The 19,922-nt window shown below is 67.4% G+C and carries 17 protein-coding genes, 1 tRNA gene and 1 pseudogene; 13 read left to right on the top strand and 6 right to left on the bottom strand.

The features are described 5' to 3' along the window. The first annotated feature begins 101 nt into the window (after positions 1–101). The gene (locus M2317_RS18075) at positions 102–1,007 is read left to right on the top strand and encodes a LysR family transcriptional regulator (protein WP_429462625.1); all 906 of its coding nucleotides are present in this window, start codon (positions 102–104) and stop codon (positions 1,005–1,007) included. Here M2317_RS18075 and M2317_RS18070 read toward each other — a convergent pair. Next, the gene (locus M2317_RS18070; RefSeq protein ID WP_429462623.1) at positions 1,001–1,627 is read right to left on the bottom strand and encodes a TetR/AcrR family transcriptional regulator; all 627 of its coding nucleotides are present in this window, start codon (positions 1,625–1,627) and stop codon (positions 1,001–1,003) included. The genes M2317_RS18075 and M2317_RS18070 overlap by 7 nt on opposite strands. Positions 1,628–1,775: 148 nt before the next feature. On the opposite strand from M2317_RS18070, the gene M2317_RS18065 reads away from it, so the two are divergent. Genes M2317_RS18065 through M2317_RS18020 form a run of 10 tightly spaced genes read left to right on the top strand, consistent with a single transcriptional unit; the run spans position 1,776 to position 11,309 of the window. Beyond that, entirely contained in the window at positions 1,776–2,963 is a 1,188-nt protein-coding gene (locus M2317_RS18065) for a thiolase family protein (protein ID WP_429462621.1), read from the top strand. Next, positions 2,960–3,691, top strand: a complete 732-nt coding sequence (locus M2317_RS18060) for an enoyl-CoA hydratase/isomerase family protein (protein WP_429462619.1) — start codon at positions 2,960–2,962, stop codon at positions 3,689–3,691. Before M2317_RS18065 ends, M2317_RS18060 begins: the two co-directional genes overlap by 4 nt. Then, positions 3,688–4,548: a 3-hydroxyacyl-CoA dehydrogenase family protein gene (locus M2317_RS18055; RefSeq protein WP_429462618.1), complete on the top strand. Its 861-nt coding sequence runs from the start codon at positions 3,688–3,690 to the stop codon at positions 4,546–4,548. The genes M2317_RS18060 and M2317_RS18055 overlap by 4 nt, the downstream gene beginning before the upstream one ends. Continuing rightward, entirely contained in the window at positions 4,545–6,683 is a 2,139-nt protein-coding gene (gene paaZ / locus M2317_RS18050; protein ID WP_429462616.1) for a phenylacetic acid degradation bifunctional protein PaaZ, read from the top strand. The genes M2317_RS18055 and paaZ overlap by 4 nt, the downstream gene beginning before the upstream one ends. Before the next feature lie 54 nt (positions 6,684–6,737). After that, entirely contained in the window at positions 6,738–7,733 is a 996-nt protein-coding gene (gene paaA / locus M2317_RS18045) for a 1,2-phenylacetyl-CoA epoxidase subunit PaaA (RefSeq protein ID WP_429462614.1), read from the top strand. Then, on the top strand, positions 7,733–8,038 hold the full coding sequence (paaB, locus tag M2317_RS18040; RefSeq protein ID WP_429462612.1) for a 1,2-phenylacetyl-CoA epoxidase subunit PaaB: 306 nt from the start codon (positions 7,733–7,735) through the stop codon (positions 8,036–8,038). Before paaA ends, paaB begins: the two co-directional genes overlap by 1 nt. Continuing rightward, complete coding sequence (gene paaC / locus M2317_RS18035; RefSeq protein ID WP_429462610.1) at positions 8,035–8,871, top strand: 1,2-phenylacetyl-CoA epoxidase subunit PaaC; 837 nt, start codon at positions 8,035–8,037, stop codon at positions 8,869–8,871. Before paaB ends, paaC begins: the two co-directional genes overlap by 4 nt. Then, positions 8,865–9,359, top strand: coding sequence for a 1,2-phenylacetyl-CoA epoxidase subunit PaaD (gene paaD, locus M2317_RS18030; protein WP_429462608.1), 495 nt, complete (start codon positions 8,865–8,867; stop codon positions 9,357–9,359). The genes paaC and paaD overlap by 7 nt, the downstream gene beginning before the upstream one ends. Position 9,360: 1 nt before the next feature. Continuing rightward, positions 9,361–10,524 (top strand): 1,2-phenylacetyl-CoA epoxidase subunit PaaE, encoded by a 1,164-nt coding sequence (gene paaE / locus M2317_RS18025; protein ID WP_429462606.1) that lies wholly within the window; start codon positions 9,361–9,363, stop codon positions 10,522–10,524. A gap of 14 nt (positions 10,525–10,538) precedes the next feature. Further along, complete coding sequence (locus M2317_RS18020; protein ID WP_429462604.1) at positions 10,539–11,309, top strand: enoyl-CoA hydratase/isomerase family protein; 771 nt, start codon at positions 10,539–10,541, stop codon at positions 11,307–11,309. Positions 11,310–11,344: 35 nt separating this feature from the next. On the opposite strand, the gene M2317_RS18015 is transcribed toward M2317_RS18020, so the two are convergent. The 5 genes and pseudogenes from M2317_RS18015 to M2317_RS17995 all read right to left on the bottom strand — a co-directional run bounded on the left by M2317_RS18015 (position 11,345) and on the right by M2317_RS17995 (position 16,701). After that, positions 11,345–11,439: transfer RNA gene (locus tag M2317_RS18015), tRNA-Ser, on the bottom strand. Between the two features lie 260 nt (positions 11,440–11,699). Then, positions 11,700–11,984 (bottom strand): annotated as a pseudogene (locus tag M2317_RS18010) (SDR family NAD(P)-dependent oxidoreductase); the annotation flags it as partial. Between the two features lie 106 nt (positions 11,985–12,090). Next, on the bottom strand, positions 12,091–13,071 hold the full coding sequence (locus M2317_RS18005; protein WP_429462602.1) for an alpha/beta hydrolase: 981 nt from the start codon (positions 13,069–13,071) through the stop codon (positions 12,091–12,093). 22 nt (positions 13,072–13,093) lie between these two features. Beyond that, on the bottom strand, positions 13,094–14,314 hold the full coding sequence (locus M2317_RS18000; RefSeq protein ID WP_429462600.1) for a glycoside hydrolase family 1 protein: 1,221 nt from the start codon (positions 14,312–14,314) through the stop codon (positions 13,094–13,096). After that, positions 14,311–16,701: a family 78 glycoside hydrolase catalytic domain gene (locus M2317_RS17995; protein WP_429462598.1), complete on the bottom strand. Its 2,391-nt coding sequence runs from the start codon at positions 16,699–16,701 to the stop codon at positions 14,311–14,313. Before M2317_RS17995 ends, M2317_RS18000 begins: the two co-directional genes overlap by 4 nt. A gap of 248 nt (positions 16,702–16,949) precedes the next feature. On the opposite strand from M2317_RS17995, the gene M2317_RS17990 reads away from it, so the two are divergent. Both M2317_RS17990 and M2317_RS17985 read left to right on the top strand, forming a co-directional pair. Continuing rightward, a complete protein-coding gene (locus M2317_RS17990; protein WP_429462596.1) occupies positions 16,950–18,119 on the top strand; it encodes an NINE protein in 1,170 nt (389 codons plus the stop codon). Positions 18,120–18,242: 123 nt separating this feature from the next. Beyond that, a complete protein-coding gene (locus M2317_RS17985) occupies positions 18,243–19,760 on the top strand; it encodes an MFS transporter (RefSeq protein ID WP_429462594.1) in 1,518 nt (505 codons plus the stop codon). The last annotated feature ends 162 nt before the right edge of the window (positions 19,761–19,922 follow it).

Genomic DNA, 19,922 nt, shown 5'->3' with positions numbered 1-19,922 from the left:
TCCTCGTTGAAGTTCGGGTCCTTCGATCATGCCCGGCATCGGATGTGGGAATCCATATGGATCTTCCTCGCAGCGTCTTAGGCTCGCCCTAACATGGAGCCATGCATATCTCGGACACTGCGCTGCGCTACTTCGTCGCGCTCGCCGAGGAGCTCCACTTCACGCGGGCCGCGGCTCGCCTGCACATCACGACGCCGTCGCTGAGTCAGAGCATCAGCAGGCTCGAACAGCAGACGGGCAGGCAGCTGCTCCGCCGGTCACCCCAGGGCGTGACGCTCACGGACGACGGGCGGTCGCTGCTGCCCTTGGCCCAGCGCGCTGTCGCCGCGCACGATCTCGTGCTGGCCTGGAGCGCCGAGGCCCCGCAGACCACCGCCTTGAACATCGGGATCGTGGCGTCTGGCGCCGGGGAGGTCACCAGCAGGATCCTCACCACGATGGTGCAGCGCCACCCCGGCATCCGGCTGCAGCTCGTGCGGCTGGGGTTCTTCGACGCCGCCGAGGCGATCAGGGCGGGCCGCGTCGACGCCGCGTTCGTGCTCGCCCCGGCGCCCGAGAGCGCAGAGTTCTCGGCGACTCCGCTCATGTCCGAACCGCGCGTCCTGGTGGTGCGGGCGGATCACCCGATCGCCGCGCGAGCGAGCGTGACCATCGCGGAGACAGACGATCTCGACTTCGTCGTCCCGAGTGCAGCCGCTGGCACGGCACGCTCGTGGTGGCTCGTCGACCCGAGATCCGACGGCTCGCATCCTCGCGTCGTGGCGACGGCCGATGACGTCGAAGGGCTCATGGAGCTGTGCGCGGCCGGCGTGGGCGTGAACATCGCGACGCGCTCCGTCGCCACGCACTTCGGCCGCGCCGATCTCGCCTACCTCGACATCGTCGACATCGCCCCGGCAGAGGTCCTCCTCGTCCGGGCCATGCATCCGCGACGACCGGCGACCCTGGACTTCGAACGGATCGCGCTCGAGGCCGTTTCGGGCGTGACGGGCACGCGTCATCACTGACGGGTGCGCATGCCGTCCAGGGCGACGGCGACGACGTCGTCGGCGAGACGGTCGGAATCCTCGCGTCCGCCGGGGCGATACCACTCGACGATCGAGTTGATCATGCCGAAGGCGAGGCGGGCGACGACGCTCGCATCGATGTCGCCGCGCAGCGAGCCCTCGGCCTGCGCCTCCGCCACGAGAGCGGTGATCCTCTGATCGAAAGCACGGCGACGCACCAGCGCCCGCCGCTCGACCTCGGTGTTCCCGCGGACGCGGAGCAGCAGTGTCACTGCTGGCAGCTGCTCCACCAGCACGTGCACGGCGCCGCGGAGGACGAGCTCGAGACGATCGGCGGCATGCCGCCCGGCATCTCGGCCTCCGACTGATTCGGGTTGCGCCACCTCCTCCACCGCAGCCTCGAGAGCGCTGAGCGCCGCATCGAGCGCCAGGTCGAGGATCTCGTCCTTCGATGCGAAGTGGTGATAGATCGCGGACTTCGACACGCCGAGCCGTTCGGCGAGCGCGCCCATCGATGTCGCGTCGTAGCCGTACTCGTTGAATGCGGCTACGGCGATCGCGAGCATCCCCTGCTGGTCGTAGCCGGGTCTACCGCGTCGTGGGTTCTGGTTCTCGGACATCACCACACAGTGTCCCACCGCGTGCGGCAGCGCGTGATTCGAGCCACGCGGGCACTCATCCCGCAGATATGATTTACTGACCGATCATTAGGTAAAGAGCGAGGCGGCTCGGTCCGGCCGGTCGACGCTCCCGTCCCCGGAGGCGAAGATGACTGAGGTGTTCCTCATCGGGGGTGCGCGCACCCCGATCGGACGCTACGGCGGGGCGCTCGCGAGCGTGCGCCCCGACGATCTCGCCGCCCTCGTCGTGCGCAATGCCGTGACCAGGGCGGGCGTCCCCGACGAGGCGATCGACGAGGTCATCCTCGGGGCGGCGAACCAGGCCGGCGAGGACAACCGCAACGTCGCCCGGATGGCCGTCCTGCTCGCGGGGCTCCCCGACGACGTCCCCGGCATCACCGTCAACCGGCTGTGCGCCTCCGGCATGTCCGCGATCGCGATGGCCGCGCAGGCGATCCGCGCGGGCGACGCGGACGTCATGGTCGCCGGCGGCGTCGAGTCGATGACCCGCGCCCCCTGGGTGCAGGCCAAGCCAGAGCGGGCGTGGGGGAAACCCGGCGATGCCTTCGACACGTCGATCGGCTGGCGCTTCGCGAATCCGCGCCTCGCCGCCCGTGACAAGGCCACGTTCTCGATGCCGGAGACCGCGGAGGAGGTCGCCCGGCGCGACGGCATCAGCCGGGAGGATGCTGACGCCTTCGCCCTGCGCAGCCAGCAGCGCGCGATCGACGCGATCGACGCCGGGCGATTCGCCGCCGAGATCGTCGCCGTGCCGACCCGCACCGGCGAGGTCGCCGTCGACGAGGGGCCCCGACGCGACACGAGCCTGGAGGCGCTCGCCGCGCTCCGGCCCGTCGTCGCCGGTGGCTCCGTCGTCACCGCCGGCAACTCCAGTTCCCTCAACGACGGCGCGTCCGCGATCGTCGTCGCGAGCGCCGAGGCCGTGCGCCGCTATGGACTGGTGCCCCGCGCCCGCATCGTCACAGCGACCTCCGCCGCCCTCGCCCCCGAGATCATGGGCCTCGGTCCCGTGCCCGCCACGGAGAAGGCCCTGCAGCGCGCCGGACTCGGCATTGCCGACATCGGCGCGGTGGAGCTCAATGAGGCTTTCGCCACGCAGTCGCTCGCCTCGATCCGCCGACTCGGCCTGGATTCCGAGATCGTGAACCGCGACGGCGGCGCGATCGCCCTCGGCCACCCGCTGGGATCGAGCGGATGCCGCATCGTCGTCACGCTCCTCGGACGGATCGAGCGCGAGAACGCCCGGCGCGGCCTGGCCACCATGTGCGTCGGAGTCGGCCAGGGCACGGCCATGATCGTGGAGCGCGTCTTATGACCCTGCGCATCGAGGAACGCGCCGACCGCGTCATCGCGATCCTTGACCGCCCGGAGAAGCGCAACGCGATCGATCAGGACATGATCGACGCGCTGCACGCGCTCTGCGCGTCGCTCGAGGCCGACCCGCGCATTCTGATCCTGACCGGCTCAGGGGGCGACTTCGCCGCCGGCGCCGACATCGCGCAGCTGCGCGACCGCACCGCCGCAGACGCGCGAGAAGCGATCAACGCGACGGCCTTCATCCGCATCCGAGAGCTGCCGATGCCTGTTGTCGCGGCGATCGACGGCTACGCGCTCGGCGGCGGCGCCGAGCTCGCCTACGCGGCCGACATCCGTGTCGCCACGCCCTCCCTGAGGATCGGAAATCCCGAGACCGGGCTGGGCATCATCGCCGCAGCGGGCGCGACCTGGCGGCTCCCCGAGATCATCGGAGAGGCGCGGGCGAGCGAGATGCTCCTCACCGGACGCGCGCTGGATGCCGCGGAGGCCCTGCGCTGGGGACTGATCTCCGCAGTGCATCCCGCAGAAGATCTCCTCAGCGCCGCGCACGCGATCGCCGATCGCATCTCCGCGAACGACCCGCTCGCCACGCGGCACACCAAGCTCGCCCTCCGGACCCTGCGAGCGCAGCATCCGGAGATCGAACGGGAGCTGCAGGCCGAGCTGTTCGAATCCCCCGAGAAGCACCGCAGGATGACCGAGTTCCTGGAGAGGAGGGGACGATGACCGGCACCGCCCCTGACCGCGTGGGAGTGCTCGGCGGTGGGCGCATGGGCGCCGGCATCGCCCACGCCTTCCTGCTCGCCGGTTCGCACGTGATCGTCATCGAGCGCGACGACGACAGCGCGGATGCCGCGGCGGAACGCGTCGGCGACAGCATCCGCCGCTCCGTCGAGCGCGACATGTCCCTCGACGAGGCCGCGCTCCGTGCGCGCCTGAGCACCGGCACGGACATCGCGGCGTTCGGCGACCGCGATCTCGTGATCGAGGCGGTCCCAGAGGATCGCGATCTCAAGGAGCAGGCCCTGACCGATGCCGAGGCCGCAATGCCTCCGCACGCGACGCTCGCGAGCAACACCTCGTCGATCTCGATCGATGACCTGGCCACCGCACGCCTGCGCCCCGAGCGCTTTCTCGGTCTGCATTTCTTCAATCCAGTGCCGGCATCGGCCCTGGTCGAGATCGTGCACGGAGCGGCCACCGGCGCGGACGTGGCCGACGCGGCCCGCAGCTGGGTCATGTCCCTCGGCAAGACGCCGATCGTCGTGCGCGACTCCCCCGGCTTCGCCTCCTCGCGACTGGGCGTCATGCTCGGGCTCGAGGCGATCCGGATGCTCGAGGAGGGCGTCGCGTCGGCGTCCGACATCGATGCCGCGATGACGCTCGGCTACCGGCATCCGATGGGCCCGCTGCGCACCACCGACGTCGTCGGTCTGGACGTGCGGCTGGGGATCGCCGAGGAGCTGACCCGCGAACTGGGGCAGCGATTCGAACCGCCGGCGCTCCTGCGCCGTCTGGTCGCCGAGGGAAAGCTGGGCCGCAAGACCGGCTGCGGCTTCTATGTCTGGAACGAGGAGAGATGACCGACTACCTGCCGAGCTACGTCCAGGACGGATGGTGGACGCCTTCCACGCCCGCTGGGTCCCTGAGCGCGCCTGCGGGCACGACCGAGGTCCGAGACGCGTCCACCGGAGAAGTCGTCGCGCGCGTGTCGACCGACGGTCTCGATCTGGCCGGCGCGCTCGAGTTCGCGCGGAAGACCGGCCAGGCGAGCCTCGCCGCTCTCACCTTCCACCAGCGCGCCGTGCTGCTCAAGCAGTTCGCGCTCGCGCTCACCGAACGCAAAGAGGAGCTGTACGCCCTCTCGGCGCGCACGGGCGCCACGAAGTCCGACTCCTGGGTCGACATCGACGGCGGCATCGGCGTGCTGTTCTCCTACTCGGGCAAGGGTCGCCGCGAGCTGCCGAACAGCAGAGTGCACGTCGACGGCCCCGTCGAACCGCTTTCGAAGGACGGCTCGTTCCTCGGCCGCCACGTCTACACGACACTCCCCGGCGTGGCGGTGCAGATCAACGCCTTCAACTTCCCGGTGTGGGGCTCGCTGGAGAAGTTCGCTCCCGCGTTTCTCGCCGGCATGCCGACGGTCGTGAAGCCGGCGACCCCGACCGGCTACCTCGCGGAGGCGATGGTGCGGATCCTCGTGGAATCCGGACTTCTTCCCGCCGGCACGCTGCAGTTGATCAGCGGCAGTGTGCCCGACCTCTTCGAGAACCTGCGCCTCGGCGACATCGTGGGGTTCACCGGCAGCGCATCGACCGCCGAGTCGTTGAAGGCCCACCCTGCGGTGCAGACGGGCGGGGTCCGGTTCACGGCCGAGACCGATTCGATCAACGCCTCGGTGCTGGGCACCGACGCGGTCGAGGGCACACCGGAGTTCGACGCCTACGTGCGCCAGCTCGTCACCGAGATGACGTCCAAGGCCGGCCAGAAGTGCACGGCGATCCGTCGCGCGATCGTCCCGACCGCCACCGCCGATGCCGTGATCGCCGCGGTGCGGGCGCGCATCGCCGAGAAGACGGTGCTGGGCGACCCACGTGCCGAGGGTGTGACGATGGGTCCGCTCGCTTCGACCGCGCAGCGCGACGAGGTGCTCCGCCAGGTGCGGAGGCTGCAGGATGCCGGCGGCGAGGTCGTCGTCGGAACGACGGACGCCCCCGAGGTGCTCCACGCCGACGGAACGACGGGTGCCGCGCCCGATGGTGCTTTCGTCTCGCCGATACTGCTGCGGTTCGCGGACGCGCAGGCGGATGCCGTGCACGACGTCGAGGCCTTCGGCCCCGTCTCGTCCCTGCTGACCTACGACACGACCGCGGAGGCCGCGGCCCTCGTCGCCCGCGGCGGCGGCTCTCTCGTCACCAGCCTCGCCACGCACGACCCGGTGCAGGCTGTGGAACTCGCGACCCGCATCGCTCCCTTCAACGGCCGGATGCTGCTGCTCGACCGCGACGATGCCCGTTCATCGACCGGCCACGGCTCGCCGCTGCCGAACCTCGTGCACGGCGGCCCTGGCCGGGCCGGCGGGGGCGAGGAGCTCGGCGGCATCCGCGCCGTCCTGCACCACATGCAGCGCACCGCCGTGCAGGGTTCGCCCGAGATGCTCACGGCCCTCACCGGCGTATGGCACACCGGGGCTGCCGCGACCAGCGGCGGACGGCATCCGTTCCGCAAGTCCCTCGACGAGTTGCGGATCGGCGATCAGATCGTGTCGGCGTCCCGTGAGGTCGCCCTCGACGACATCGAGACGTTCGCGCACTTCACCGGCGACACCTTCTACGCCCACATGGACGAGAAGGCCGCCGCGGCGAACCCGTTCTTCCCCGGCAGGGTCGCGCACGGCTACCTGCTCGTCTCGTGGGCCGCCGGCCTGTTCGTCGATCCCGAACCCGGTCCCGTGCTGGCGAACTACGGCCTGGAGAATCTGCGTTTCGTCACGCCGGTGTCGCCGGGCGACAGCATCCGGGTCGAACTCACCGCGAAGCAGATCACGCCGCGCGAGACCGACGAGTACGGCGAAGTGCGCTGGGACGCGGTGATCCGCAATCAGAAGGACGAGATCGTCGCGACCTACGACGTCCTCACTCTGGTCTCGAAGGAAGCAGCGAGCACGGAGCCCCCGCCGCACCCCGGCGCCCGTCTTGAAACGGGTCGCACAACCTGACACAATTACCTAACGATCGGTCAGTAAAGATGACCTGGTGCCGAGGAGGCGACGATGACCGGCCCCGCAGACCTGTCCCTGGTGGGCGGCATCTCCGACGAGGAACGCCTGTTCGATGAGCTCATCGCGAACGAGCAGCGCATCGAGCCCCGCGACTGGATGCCGGACGCCTACCGCAGGACGCTGATCCGTCAGATCTCCCAGCACGCGCACTCCGAGATCATCGGCATGCAGCCCGAGGGCAACTGGATCACGCGCGCGCCGAGCCTGAAGCGCAAGGCGATCCTGATGGCCAAGGTCCAGGACGAGGCGGGGCACGGCCTCTACCTCTACTCGGCGGCGCAGACCCTCGGCATCACCCGCGACGAGATGATGGATCAGCTCATCAGCGGCAGGGCCAAGTACTCGTCGATCTTCAACTACCCCACGCCCACCTGGGCGGACATGGGGGCGATCGGCTGGCTGGTCGACGGTGCGGCGATCGTGAACCAGGTCCCGCTGTGCCGGGCGTCGTACGGCCCTTACGGACGCGCCATGGTGCGGGTGTGCAAGGAGGAGTCGTTCCACCAGCGCCAGGGTTTCGAGATTCTGCTGTCCCTGATGCAGGGCAGCGAGGAGCAGCGCGAGATGGCGCAGGATGCCGTGAACCGCTGGTACTGGCCGAGCCTGGCGATGTTCGGACCGCCCGACGACCAGTCTCCGAACTCGGCGCAGTCGATGAAGTGGAAGATCAAGCGGTTCTCGAACGACGACCTGCGCCAGCGCTTCGTCGGAATGCTCGTGCCCCAGGCCGAGATCCTGGGCGTCACGCTGCCCGACCCGGACCTGCGCCTCGATGAGGAGACCGGGCAGTACGTGATCGGCGAGATCGACTGGGACGAGTTCTTCGAGGTGGTTCGCGGCAACGGCCCATGCAACGCCGAGCGACTCGAACGCCGCCGCACGGCGCACGAAGAGGGCGCATGGGTTCGAGAGGCCGCGGCCGAGTACGCGCGCAAGCAGGCGCTTCGCTCACCCTCGGCCCCTGAGCCCGTCGAACCGGTGGCGTGATGGCGACCCCGGGAGCAGGCGAACACGAACCCTGGCCGCTGTGGGAGGTGTTCGTCCGCGCGAATCGGGGACTGAGCCACGTGCACGTCGGATCGCTGCACGCACCCGATGCGGAGATGGCCATCCGCAACGCGCGCGATCTCTACACCCGCCGCGGTGAAGGCGTCTCGATCTGGGTCGCCCCTGCCGAGGCGATCACGACGAGCGACCCGGACGCCAAGGGCGCGTACTTCGAGAGCCCCGCCGGCAAGAACTATCGACATGCCGTGTACTACACGGCATCCGAGGGGGTGCCGCACCTGTGAACACTGCACACGAGGACATCGACATCCACGGGAACGTCTCGGTCGACCAGCTCCGCCTCGCACAGGAGCTCTCCGGCACCGGCGCGACCGCGGCATCGGCCGACATCGCGGAGTATGCGCTGCGCCTGGGCGACGACGCGCTCATTCTGGCGCAGCAGCTCGGCGCGTGGATCGCCAACGCCCCTGAGCTGGAGGAGGACGTGGCGCTCGGCAACATCGCCCTCGATCTGCTCGGCCACGCGCGCTCGTTCCTGCACTACGCCGGGTCGTTCGACGGTCGCAGCGAGGACGACCTCGCCTTCTTCCGCGACGAGCCCGAGTTCCGCTGCGCCTGGATCGTGCAGCAGCCCAACGGCGACTTCGCCCAGACCATCGCCCGTCAGTTCGTCGTCGCCACCTACATGTTCGAGCTGTACTCCGCGCTGCGCGGAAGCAGCGACGAGACATTCGCCGCGATCGCCGAGAAGTCGCTCAAGGAGGTCGACTACCACCGCGACCACGCGGTGCAGTGGATGCTGCGCCTCGCCGGCGGTACCGAGGAGTCCCGCACGCGGATCATCCGGGCGACCGGAGACGTCTGGCCATACGTCGACGAGCTGTTCCGCGACGACGACCTGATCGATCGGCTCGGACAGGCGGCCGTGCGCCCGTCGAGTCTCCGCGCCGGATTCGACGGTGTGGTCGACACGGTCTTCGCCGAGGCGGGGCTGTCGGTCCCCGCGGTCGTTTCGTCGTCGGCCGGGGGACGGCAGGGAGTGCATGCGACACCTCTCGGGCACATTCTCGCCGAGATGCAGGTGCTCGCACGGCGGCACCCGGGGGCGACATGGTGACGCTCACTCCGACGCAGGAGGCCTGGCGCGTCGTGGCGGCCGTGCCGGATCCCGAGGTGCCCGTGCTCACGATCGAGGACCTCGGCGTGCTCCGCGCGCTCGCCGTCGACGGCGAGCGCGTGCGGGTCGAGATCACGCCGACGTATAGCGGGTGCCCCGCGATGGACGCGATCCGCGACGACGTGATCCTCGCCCTCACCGCGGCCGGCTACGACGAGGTCGACGTGCGCCTCGTCCTCTCCCCTGCCTGGACGACGGACTGGATGACGGATGCCGGCAGGACCAAGCTCGCCGAGTACGGCATCGCTCCTCCCTCCGGACGCGCCGCCGTGTCGACCGGCCCCCTCCGTCTGTCGTTGAGCGTGCGCTGTCCGCGGTGCGGATCCCTCGACACCCGCGAGGTCTCCCACTTCGGCTCGACCTCGTGCAAGGCGCTGTTCGAATGCCGCGCCTGTCTCGAGCCCTTCGACCATTTCAAGGTGCACTGACGTGTCGCTCTTCTCCTCCGCTCCGGCATCCGTCCTGCGTGCGACGGCGCTGCGCGCGAACGCGCCTCGCAAGCGCGCCCGCTTCCACACGCTCACCGTCGAGGACGTGCGCCCGCTCACCGATGACTCGGTCGAGGTGACGTTCACGGTCCCGGCGGCGCTCGCCGACGAGTACGACCACCTTCCCGGCCAGTACGTCGCCCTGCGCACCACACTCGACGGCGTCGAGGTGCGGCGCTCCTACTCGCTCTGCCGCGCGCCCGAGCACCGCGACGACGGACAGGACACCCGACTGAGCGTCGCTGTGAAGCGCGACGAGGGCGGACTGTTCTCGACGTGGGCGCAGACCGGACTCCATGCCGGGTTCGAGATCGACGTGATGAGTCCGCAGGGGACGTTCACCTCGCACCTCGCCGACCTGGACGACCGACAGGTGGTCGGCATCGCCGCCGGCTCCGGCATCACGCCGCTGATGGCACTCGCCCACACGGTGCTCACCCGGTCCGACACGTCGCGGTTCACGCTGCTCTACACGAACCGCGCCACGCTCGACGTGATGTTCCTGGAGGACCTCGCCGACCTCAAGGACCGCTACCCCACCCGACTCGTGCTGCACCATGTGCTCTCCCGCGAGCAGCGCGCAGCCCCGGTGCTCTCGGGACGCATCGACGAGGCGAAGCTGCGTACGATCCTCGGCACGCTCATCCCGCCGTCGACGGTCGACGAATGGTTCCTGTGCGGACCGCTCGCCCTGGTCGACCTCTGCCGCGAGGTGCTGGCGGATGTCGGCGTCGACCGTTCGCACATCCGCTTCGAGCTCTTCACGACCGGCGATGAACCGGCCCGCGCAGCGCGGCCGGTGCAGATGCGGGCCGGCGAGAAGACGGTGCGGATCGAGGTCACGCTCGACGGCGTCTCCTCGACCGTGGAGAGTCCGGTCGACGCGCACGAGTCGGTGCTCAACGCGGCGCTGCGCGTGCGACCCGATGCCCCGTTCGCGTGCGCGGGCGGTGTCTGCGGCACCTGCCGCGCACGCGTCCTGGAGGGCAGCGTCACGATGACCGAGAACTACGCCCTGGAACCCGACGAGCTCGAGCGCGGATTCGTGCTCACCTGCCAGTCCCATCCGACCAGCGACCGCGTGGTCGTGGACTACGACGTCTGAACCGGAGGCCTCTGATGATCGACTTCACCGTCGCCGACGACGTCGCCACGATCGTGTTGAACGCGCCGTCGAAGCTGAACGCCCTCGACGAGCAGGCCCTGGCCGAGCTGGATGCCGCGTACGCCGCCGCGGAAGCCGCCGGCGTGCGGGCGCTGGTGCTCCGAGGGGAGGGACGCGCGTTCTGCGCCGGTCGCGACATCTCCGGCGTCGACCCTCGGAACGACGATGTGCTCGGCTACCTCGGCGGCCTGGTCACCCCGTTGCTGCAGCGGATGTCGCGGTTCCCCGCGCCGACGTTCGCAGTCGCCCACGGGGCGTGCCTCGGCGTCGGACTCGGCCTCCTGATCGCGACCGACGTCGTCTACGTCGCCGAGTCGGCGAAGATCGGGTCCCCCTTCGGAGCGCTCGGCGCAACGCTCGACTCTGGTGGGCATGCGCTGTTCCTCGACCGCCTCGGTGCCCACCGGACGCTGGATCTGATCTACACCGGTCGCCTGATGAGCGGCGCGGAGGCCGTCGCCTCCGGACTCTTCTCGCGCGTCTTCCCCGACGACGAGGTCGTCACGGCGACGCAGGATGCCGCGGTCACCGCCGCTCGCGGAGCCACGGCGGCGTTCCTGGCGAGCAAGCGACTCATCGCTCGGATCCGCGACGAGCGCCTCGCGCTGTGGGCGTCCGTCGACCTCGAGAATGCCGCCCAGGCTGCGCTGTGCGACACCGATGACTACCGCGAGGGATTCGCGGCGTTCCAACAGAAGCGCACGCCGGACTTCCTCGGGCGGTGAGGGCCGGTCGCTCAGTGCGCTGACCAGGGAAAAAATGGCGGAGACGGAGGGATTTGAACCCTCGGTCCCCTTGCGAGGACTCCACCTTAGCAGGGTGGTGCATCGTCTAACCGAGTGCGCGAGCTCCGCCGCCCACTTCATCGGAGAGCACGTCGGATTCGCGAGATTCCGCGCGTCCGAGCAATGCAATGACAGGATCGTCAGACACTCAATCATGCCCAACGCACTCCAGAATCGAGGCGCTCGGGACACTCCGGACACTTTCCGGACACTTTGCGATGCTGGGATATCGGGCGCGAAGAGCTTATGGCGCCCGCTGGCGCGGCAGCATTCTCGATGAAGTTGTCTGGCGACGTGCTTCAGAGAGTATTTCTCGGCCTCCTCACCCTCCCGACCTTCGTACATAGTGGCGGCAAGTCTGGTCTTGACGACCGCAGGCGCCACCGCGTTGACCCGAGCTCTCGGACCGAGCTCGAGGGCCAGGCGCTCCGTGAGCTGGATTAGCACCACTTTGCTCGCGCCGTAGGAGCCGATCGTCGACGCAGGCCAGCACGACGCCACGGACGCGATGCTGACGCGCCCCTGCCACGCGCGATGGATCTGCTTCGTCCATGTGAGCGCCTCGATCACATGGGCTTCGATCGTCTTGCGCACTGCGTCGAGACTGAGATCGATGAAGTTCCCGCCGTGGCTTCAGCCGAGCAGCCCGACTGAAGCGTTCAGGCGGCGGTGGGCTGATCGCCCACACCGCCGCCTCGGACACTACTCACACGACTCCGGGTCAGCGGATGACTCTGCGGGCGAACTCTCGCATCTGCTCAAGACACTCCTTGGCGACCGCATTGGTCCGATGACGGTTCACGTACCCGTGCTCGAGCGAATCCACCGACTGATCGCGATAGAAGTACTCGTATGGGAGGCCGTCACGATCGAGAACGTCGCGCAGTGCCTCGGCTGACTGTCGGAAGAAGGGCTCGACGTTGCTCGCGTTGATGAACACCGGAGGGTAGGACCCGGCGATATTCCCGGGAACGTCGGTCTGCTCGGCCTGCTCGCTACCTTCGAGGTCGGTGTCCCCCAGCCAGGTCTCGGACAGCGTCCTCATGTTCTCGTCAGCCAGGTCGCCGAGCCCCAGCGCGGCTTCGTCGATGATGAGGCCGCGCACCTGTCCAGCTCGCACTGACGGCTCGATGCCGAGCCGTTGAGCGTAGCGTTCGTCGGAAACGACGAGTCCGTAGATTTCTGTGAGGTTCGCCCCCGCGCTGCCGCCCATGATCACGATCCGGTCGGTGTCCACCGCGAACTCGTCACGGTGGCTCTGCAGGAAGGCGATCACATGATCGACCTGCTTGACCTGCGTCGGATAGCGGTGGTCCGGAGCAAACGCGTACTCGGGGCAGACGACGCAGAAGCCGTCGTCGAGGAACGGCTTGATGAGGGACTTCACCCCGACCTGCGTCTCGTCAGCCAGGGGGTCACCGGCGATCTTGTCTCCGAACAGGAACCCGCCACCGTGAAAGTAGATCAGCACTGGGCGTGGTTGCTCGAGATTCGTGTCCGGGTACCAGACGTCCAGGAAGCTGTTCGGATACTCCGTTCCGTAGGGGACATCGTTGATGTAGAGCACGCCGTCCTCGCCGACTTGGGAAGCGCGTTCCCTCGCCGGGGTGAAGGAGTTCGCGGGACGATTGCGCCCCAGCTTCACCATCACGGCTTCCTGCACGGCACGTGCGCGCAGGTCGGATTCATCTGGTCTGGCCATGTTCTTCTGCTCTCTCGTTCTCTCAGCGCGAGACCATGCGGTGCGATCTGGCCATGTCTCCGAGCCAGGCGAGGCTGGGGCGCGGCGCACGCACGAATGTCTCCCGGTCGACGGCGATGAGCCCGAAGGTCGGGCCCCACTCGCCCCACTCGTAGTTGTCCAGCGCGCTCCAATACAGATACCCGCGAACATCGATGCCATCGGCGATCCCGGAGCGGACCTCGTCCAAGGCTCCGGACATGTAGTCGATGCGCTGCGTGTCGTCCGCAGTGGCGACACCGTTCTCTGTCACGAGCAGAGGCGTACCGCCCGTGACGTGCCAGGCGTTGCGAAGTGCACGCCCGACGGCGTCCGGTCGGAAGGGCCAGCCGGTCATCGTCTGCCGCTCAGCCGGAGAATATGGAAGCAGTCCGTTCGGGCCGATGACTCGGGTCGTGTAGGACTGGACGCCCACGAAATCATCTTCACGCGACACCTCGAGGTAACGATCCTCCCAGGCCCACTTGACCTCCGCCATGACCTTCTCGCTGCCAGGCTGAGCTTCGAAGCCCTGGCCGGATACCGTCCATCCCAGCCGCGCGTCCGTGCGAGGACGGAGCACCTCGACGGCCCGTCGGTGAGCTTCGGTGAGCGTCGCAGTCACAGCGCTGGACGGCATGCTGAGCGCCAGACCCGCGATCGGCCGATCGTCCATGGCGGCTACGCTGCTCTCCGCAGCCGCGAGCTTCGCCGGCATCTCGGCGAGCAACGCGATCATGTTCGGCTCGTTGATCGTGCAGATCCAAGGAACATCACCCACGATCTCCGCTGCCTTCCCGGCGAACCTGGCGAACAGGTCCACGGCGTCCGGCGCGTTCCAGCCACCCGTCTGAGAGAACCACAGCGGAGTGGTGAAGTGATGCAGCGTGACGACGGGCGTGAGCCCGAGTTCGAACGCTGTGGAGATCATGTCGCGATAGTGCGCCAGCTCCTGGGCGTCGAACTCTCCGGGTCGCGGCTCGATCCGCGCCCACTCGAGGCTGAATCTGTAGGAGTCGAGTCCCGCGGCGGCGAGCAGCTCCATATCCTCCCGATAGCGGTGGTAGGAGTCCACTGCCTGCCCGCTCCGCTCCTTGAACGGCGAGTTCGGCGAGGTCTCGAGGTGCCACCAGTTGGAGTTGGTGTTGTTGCCCTCGGTCTGATGCGCCGACGTCGCGGCGCCCCACAGGAAACTTTCGGGAAACCCGTGTGTCTCGTTGTTCACGAATGCTGCTCCTTGCTCGTCGAATGGTCGTCGCGCTGAATGGTGGCGCGAAGCGTGGTGGAACCGGGCTCGAGGCACCGGACATCGCCACCGGGAAGGCGCACCTCTGCCTCCACTCCCGGTGGAACATCGACGGAGACTTCGAGGAGGTCTCCGTCGCGCTTCCAACTCGCTGCGAGGATCCCGGCAGGTATGCGGATGCGCGCGGATGCGTGCTCCAGGTCTCCGGTCGGGTGCGGCGCGATCGTGACGCGACGCCACCCCGCGGAGTCCTCGTGCTGGCGCAGACCCGCGAGATGGCTGTAGAGATACCCCACGACCGCGCCCTTGCTGTAGTGGTTGAGTGAGCCGGCTCGGACGGTCCCGGATTCGTCGACGTTGTCCCAGTTCTCCCAGAACGTGGTCCCGCCTCGATTGAGCATCTCCAGCCACGACGGCACACCATCTCGGACGAGGAGTCGATGGGCGAGTTCCGCGTACCCGGCGTCCGCCAGCACGGGGAGCAGCATTCCTGTGCTGAGGAACCCAGTACCCAGACGATCGTCTCGCTCATGGATCAGCTCGACCAGGCGGGCAGCGGCCTGAGCGACTTCCTGCTGCGGGAGCAGGCCGAACGCGATTGCCCGCACGTAGGCAGCCTGGGTGTCCATGGCCGTGCGACCACCTCCTTGCGCGAATTCGGTACGCCAGGCGGCGAGCACCCGAGCGGCGGTTTCTGCGAACCGCGCCTCATCGTCGGCTTTCTCGAGCACACCGGCGATGCGCGACAGCTGTCGCAGCGATCGGTAGAGGTAGGCCGTGCCCACCTCCCCTTGATCTGCGGCGAAGAGTGCACGCAATGCTTCGGCGGGGTCTCGATCCGGCGCGTTCGGGTCGCGCGGCTCCAGCCATTCCCCGAAGTGGAAAGGCCCGTCCCAGATGTACTCCTCATGCTCCAGGGGCGTGGCGGATCGCTGCACCCGCGACGGGTGCCGGAACCGGCGGGCACAGCTCAGCGCGTACTCGATCCAGCGCACGCACGAGTCCCAGCTGTCCTCCAGCACTGACGGATCACCGTACTGCCGGTAGAGCGTCCACGGAACCGCGATCGCAGCGTCGCCCCAGCCTGCAGATCCACCACCCACGCGATCGGCGTTCTCTGAGCTGCGCATCCGGAGCGGATCGGGCGAGAACATCGCAAGACATCCATCGTCGTACTGATCATCTCGGACGGACTGCAGCCACTTCCGTCCGAATCCATCGATGTCGAAGAGCGTGGCCGCCACCGGTGCGAAGATCTGGAAGTCACCGGTCCAGCCGACCCGCTCGCGGGTCGGGCAGTCTGTGGGCACGTCGACGGCGTTCCCGCGGAACGTCCATCGGCCCGCTTCGTGCAACCGTTCGATGCGTTCATCGCCGCACTCGAACCAGCCGGTCTGAGCGAGGTCGGAGTGCACGACCACTGCCGTGAGGCTGTCTGGCTGAAGCGCGCGACCGGGGTGCGAGATCCGCACGTACCGGAACCCGTGGACCGTATGCCGTGGCTCGAACTCCGTGGAATCCGCTCCTGCGACGACGCGATCGACCTGCGTGAACGGGATGTGCTCGCCGCGCGGCGTCTTGGTGTCGAGGTGCGCAGTCGTGAAGGTGCTGCCCGGGTCCACATGCTCGGAGAATTCCAGGACGGTTTCATCGCCTGGCGCCCCGAGGTCAGTCACGCGGACCCACCCGGTCAGGTTCTGTCCGAAGTCGACGATGGACACGTCGTCCGAGACGGTCGCGACAGATACGACGGGACGCTCTTCGATACGACGCACGGGCGGCGCGGGCGAGAGCGTCGGTGACGGAGCCCCGGTGACCAGACCGATCCGAACCTCCCGGGCAGCGCTTTCGGGGCGCGAGAAATCGGTCGTCTGACCGCCCATGAGATCGGCGCGGACGATCTCTGAAATGCGGCTCGTCCACGACTCATCGCTCACGACTGTCGCGGTCGACCCATCGACTCCTTCCACTTCGAGTCGGACAAGAGCCGCAGTCGTATCGCCCCAGCAGTTCTGATCCCGAGTGGAACCGTTGCGCCCGCGATACCAACCGTCAGAAAGAATGATTTGCACGCGGTTCTCGCCCGGAACGAGGTACTCGGCCACGTCGTATGCCTGGGCGTACAGGGTGCGGTCGTAGCTGGTGGATCCTGGCGCGAGTTCGTGGTCGCCGACCCGACGGCCGTTCAGGAATGCCTCATACACCCCAAGCGCTGTCACGAAGAGCGCCGCTGATGCCGCCTCCGCAGGGAGCGAGAATCTCCGCTCGAGGACATAGGCCGGGCGGTCCGGCGCAACTATGGCGTCTTCGAACGGCGAGATCCACCTGCCGCCCCACTCTTCCGGAAGTCTTTCGACAACGCTCATGATGTTCCCTTTCTTTCTCCCACAGCCAGCAGTCTCCGGCGTTCCTCGCGGCGCTGGCGCTGGCGCGCCGGATGAGGCACGGGCGCCGCCACCGTAGCACGAAAATCGGACTCGACACATAATTTCATTCTTGCCTCAGGTCCGACGAGGACGGCGACCGTTACCGTGTAAATATGAACGCACCAAGGTTTCTGCCGGGTGCGATGTCAAGGCGTAGACCGCTCCACCACCTCAATGGAGGCCCTCCCGTGACCGCGTCACCCAAGTCCAAATCAGTCGATATCGCCCTGTGCCTCTTCCTGGGGATCTTCGGCGCGCACCGCTTCTACGAGGGCAAGTTCGTCACGGGCGGGCTCTACGCGCTGTCCCTCGGCGGGCTAGGCGTGGGCGCGATCGCTGACCTGCTCCAGATCCTGCTCGGCGTTCGCACCGACAAGAACGGACGCTCCATCGGGAAACCTGGCCGGCTGCCACGACGCTTGACCAAGGCGCTCTCGATCGCCTTCGCGGCAGCCATCATCGTCTCGCTTGGCTGGGCGCTCTTCAATCAGGTGGTCAACGGCTCGGTCGTAGGAGACACCTACTACGACGAAACGGATGTCTCAATGCCGCTCGAAACCGAATACACCGCCCTCGGACCTTGGGACGTGGACGAGGTCACCGTCGGCTCCGATGACACGCTGTTCAAGACCTTCAAGATCTGGCTACCGGCCGAAGCCGACAGCCGAGCGGATCTGGCGCTCCCGGCGGTCGTGGTGGCGAACGGGTCTGGAACACCCTTCTTCCGATTCGAACCGGTCTTCAAACATCTCGCGTCGTGGGGATTCATTGTGATCGGCAACGATGACCCGGACTCAGGCAACGGCAGATCATCGACACTCGCACTCGACTATCTGGTCGAGATGAACGACGACCCGCAAAGCGAGCTCTATCAGCGCGTCGATATCGATCGAATCGGGATCGCGGGCCATTCTCAAGGCGGCGCCGCCGCGATCAGGGCAGCCACCAGCGACTCAGGTCCGATCGGCTTCGCATCACTGTTCACCGCCAGCACGCCATCGTTGGCGCTCATCAAGGATGCCGAGCTCTCGGCGTGGACCTACGACACTGCGAAGGTCCGTGTGCCCTACTTCTCTGTCGCAGGAACCGGCGAGGTCGATGCCGAGACCATCGCGCCGCTCACTTCGATGCGGGAGAACTTCGATGCGGTGCCCGACGGAGTGCCTGCGGTGATGGCGAGGCGCGACGGCGCCGACCACGGAGACATGCTCACGTGGGCTGACGGCTACATGACCGCATGGTTCAGGTACACGCTGATGGGCGACGACGAAGCCGAGCAGGTCTTCATCGGTCCAGACGCCGAGATCACCCGCAACGAGAGTTGGATCGACGTCGATCGGAAATCGCTCGACGAGTAGTGTGCCCGGTTCTCCGATCCCGGCAGCCGACAAGATCTCTGATTCTGCCCGTTGCGCCTTTCCCTAATTTCTATGTACGATCAGAAATTGGAGCATGGGCTCCTCGATCAAGGAGGATCAGGCGTGGCAAGTAATGACGCAACCACAGTCGTAGCATCAACAGCCGCGACCGCGACGATGTCCCGCGCGGAGGAGAAGGCGACGTGGCGCATGACGCGCGGCGAACGCACTCGATACCAGCTCGGCTCGGTCGGCTGGACTGCCGGTGCGAGCATCGTGATCTTCTTCATGACGATGTTCCTCATGTTCCAGGGCGTGAGCCTGGCGGCCGTCGCGACCCTGATCCTGATCGTCAAGGTCATCGACGCGCTCGACGACCTGCTGTTCGGCTACGTCATCGACCGGATCAACCCCACGCAACTGCAGTTCCTGCGCAAGATCGCCGGCGCCGGGAAGTATCTGCCGTGGTACCGCGTCACCTTCTTCCTTCTTCCGCTGAGCGTGGTGCTGTTCTTCGCGATGCCGGGCGGTCTGCCGGACGTTGCGAAGCTGGCCTGGTTTGCCGTCGCCTATCTGATCTACGACCTCGCGTGCACCCTTTCGCAGGTGCCGATGCATTCGATGGTGATGACGCTGACCGACAGGATCAGCGAGCGAGACAATCTCCTCAAGATCAGGGGCGTGCTCCTGATCTTCGTCACGGTGGTCAGCGGACTGCTTTGGCAGTTCTCGATCAGCGAGTTCGTGGGCCTTCCCATCGCCGTGGTCGCAATCGGTTCGGCCATCGTGGCGCTTCTGCTGATGCTTCCCCTGAGCCGCAAGGTCACCGAGCACAACGTTCAACTCAAGAACGTCACTGACGAGGCGGCGCCGAAGTACACGATCCGAGAGATGCTGCGCGCGATCCGGACCAACCGATACATGCTCCTCATCCTGTCCGCCGACATCGTCGGCGGAATCAGCCTGACGTCGCTCACGACCTCTGTCTTCGCCGCCTTCTTCCTGTTCGGCAACTCGATGGTGCTGACGATTCCGATCCTCATCGCGTTCATCCCCGGGCTGATCCTGCAGTTCTTCGCCGATCGCATCGCACACGCCGTAGGCAAGCGGAATGCGATCGTGGGTTTCGGGCTGATCGGCGCCCTCGCCGGACTCGCCCTCTATCTCGCCGGACCGAGCAATCTCTTTCTGGTCATCGCGCTGATGGCCATCAGCTCGATCCCCGCAACCGTCAATGTCATCCTGCGCACGTTCCTCATCCCCGACACCATCGAATACACGCGCTACCGGACCGGACAGGATTGCGCGGGGATCTTCTACTCGCTCGACTCTTTCGTCACCAAGGCCGTCTCTGGGCTCGCCGCGGCGCTGGCACTGTTCATCCTGGGGCTCGGGGGATGGATCACCGTGGAAGCCGAATCGTTTGCCGACCTGGCCGCACAGGGCGTGACACAGCCCGACAGCGCACTGGCAGCACTCTGGATCACGGTGGCGCTCATCCCCGCGCTCGGCGCTCTGATCTGCGCCGTGATGATGACGTTCTACCGACTGCGCGACGCAGACGCCGCACTCATGGCCAGGTGCAACGCGGGCGAGATCACTCGCGAGCAGTGTGAAGCGCAATTGTCCCGCGCCTACTGAACGCCACACTCACAGAGGGGGGCCGGGCGCGGTGGCCCCGGGCCCCCCAGCGGGGGGGGGCGCCCCCCGCCGGCGGGCGGGGGGCGGGAAAGGTCGTGCAGGGGAACACAGAAAAGCCCCCCAACACCCGGGGGGCGTATGACGAGTGGGACAAGGAGGCCG

It is taken from the genome of Microbacterium sp. ZKA21 (assembly GCF_050434165.1).
Taxonomy (GTDB): Bacteria; Actinomycetota; Actinomycetes; order Actinomycetales; family Microbacteriaceae; genus Microbacterium.
The sequence above is the reverse complement of the archived record's forward strand: the minus strand, read 5'-3'. Positions and strand labels throughout refer to the sequence as shown.

Excerpts from the sequence above, each read along its gene's own strand:
- M2317_RS18075 (WP_429462625.1), top strand. The coding sequence starts at position 102 with ATGCATATCTCGGACACTGCGCTGCGCTACTTCGTCGCGCTCGCCGAG.
- M2317_RS18070 (WP_429462623.1), bottom strand. The coding sequence starts at position 1,627 with ATGTCCGAGAACCAGAACCCACGACGCGGTAGACCCGGCTACGACCAG.
- M2317_RS18065 (WP_429462621.1), top strand. The coding sequence starts at position 1,776 with ATGACTGAGGTGTTCCTCATCGGGGGTGCGCGCACCCCGATCGGACGC.
- M2317_RS18060 (WP_429462619.1), top strand. The coding sequence starts at position 2,960 with ATGACCCTGCGCATCGAGGAACGCGCCGACCGCGTCATCGCGATCCTT.
- M2317_RS18055 (WP_429462618.1), top strand. The coding sequence starts at position 3,688 with ATGACCGGCACCGCCCCTGACCGCGTGGGAGTGCTCGGCGGTGGGCGC.
- paaZ (WP_429462616.1), top strand. The coding sequence starts at position 4,545 with ATGACCGACTACCTGCCGAGCTACGTCCAGGACGGATGGTGGACGCCT.
- paaA (WP_429462614.1), top strand. The coding sequence starts at position 6,738 with ATGACCGGCCCCGCAGACCTGTCCCTGGTGGGCGGCATCTCCGACGAG.
- paaB (WP_429462612.1), top strand. The coding sequence starts at position 7,733 with ATGGCGACCCCGGGAGCAGGCGAACACGAACCCTGGCCGCTGTGGGAG.
- paaD (WP_429462608.1), top strand. The coding sequence starts at position 8,865 with ATGGTGACGCTCACTCCGACGCAGGAGGCCTGGCGCGTCGTGGCGGCC.
- M2317_RS18020 (WP_429462604.1), top strand. The coding sequence starts at position 10,539 with ATGATCGACTTCACCGTCGCCGACGACGTCGCCACGATCGTGTTGAAC.
- M2317_RS18005 (WP_429462602.1), bottom strand. The coding sequence starts at position 13,071 with ATGGCCAGACCAGATGAATCCGACCTGCGCGCACGTGCCGTGCAGGAA.
- M2317_RS17995 (WP_429462598.1), bottom strand. The coding sequence starts at position 16,701 with ATGAGCGTTGTCGAAAGACTTCCGGAAGAGTGGGGCGGCAGGTGGATC.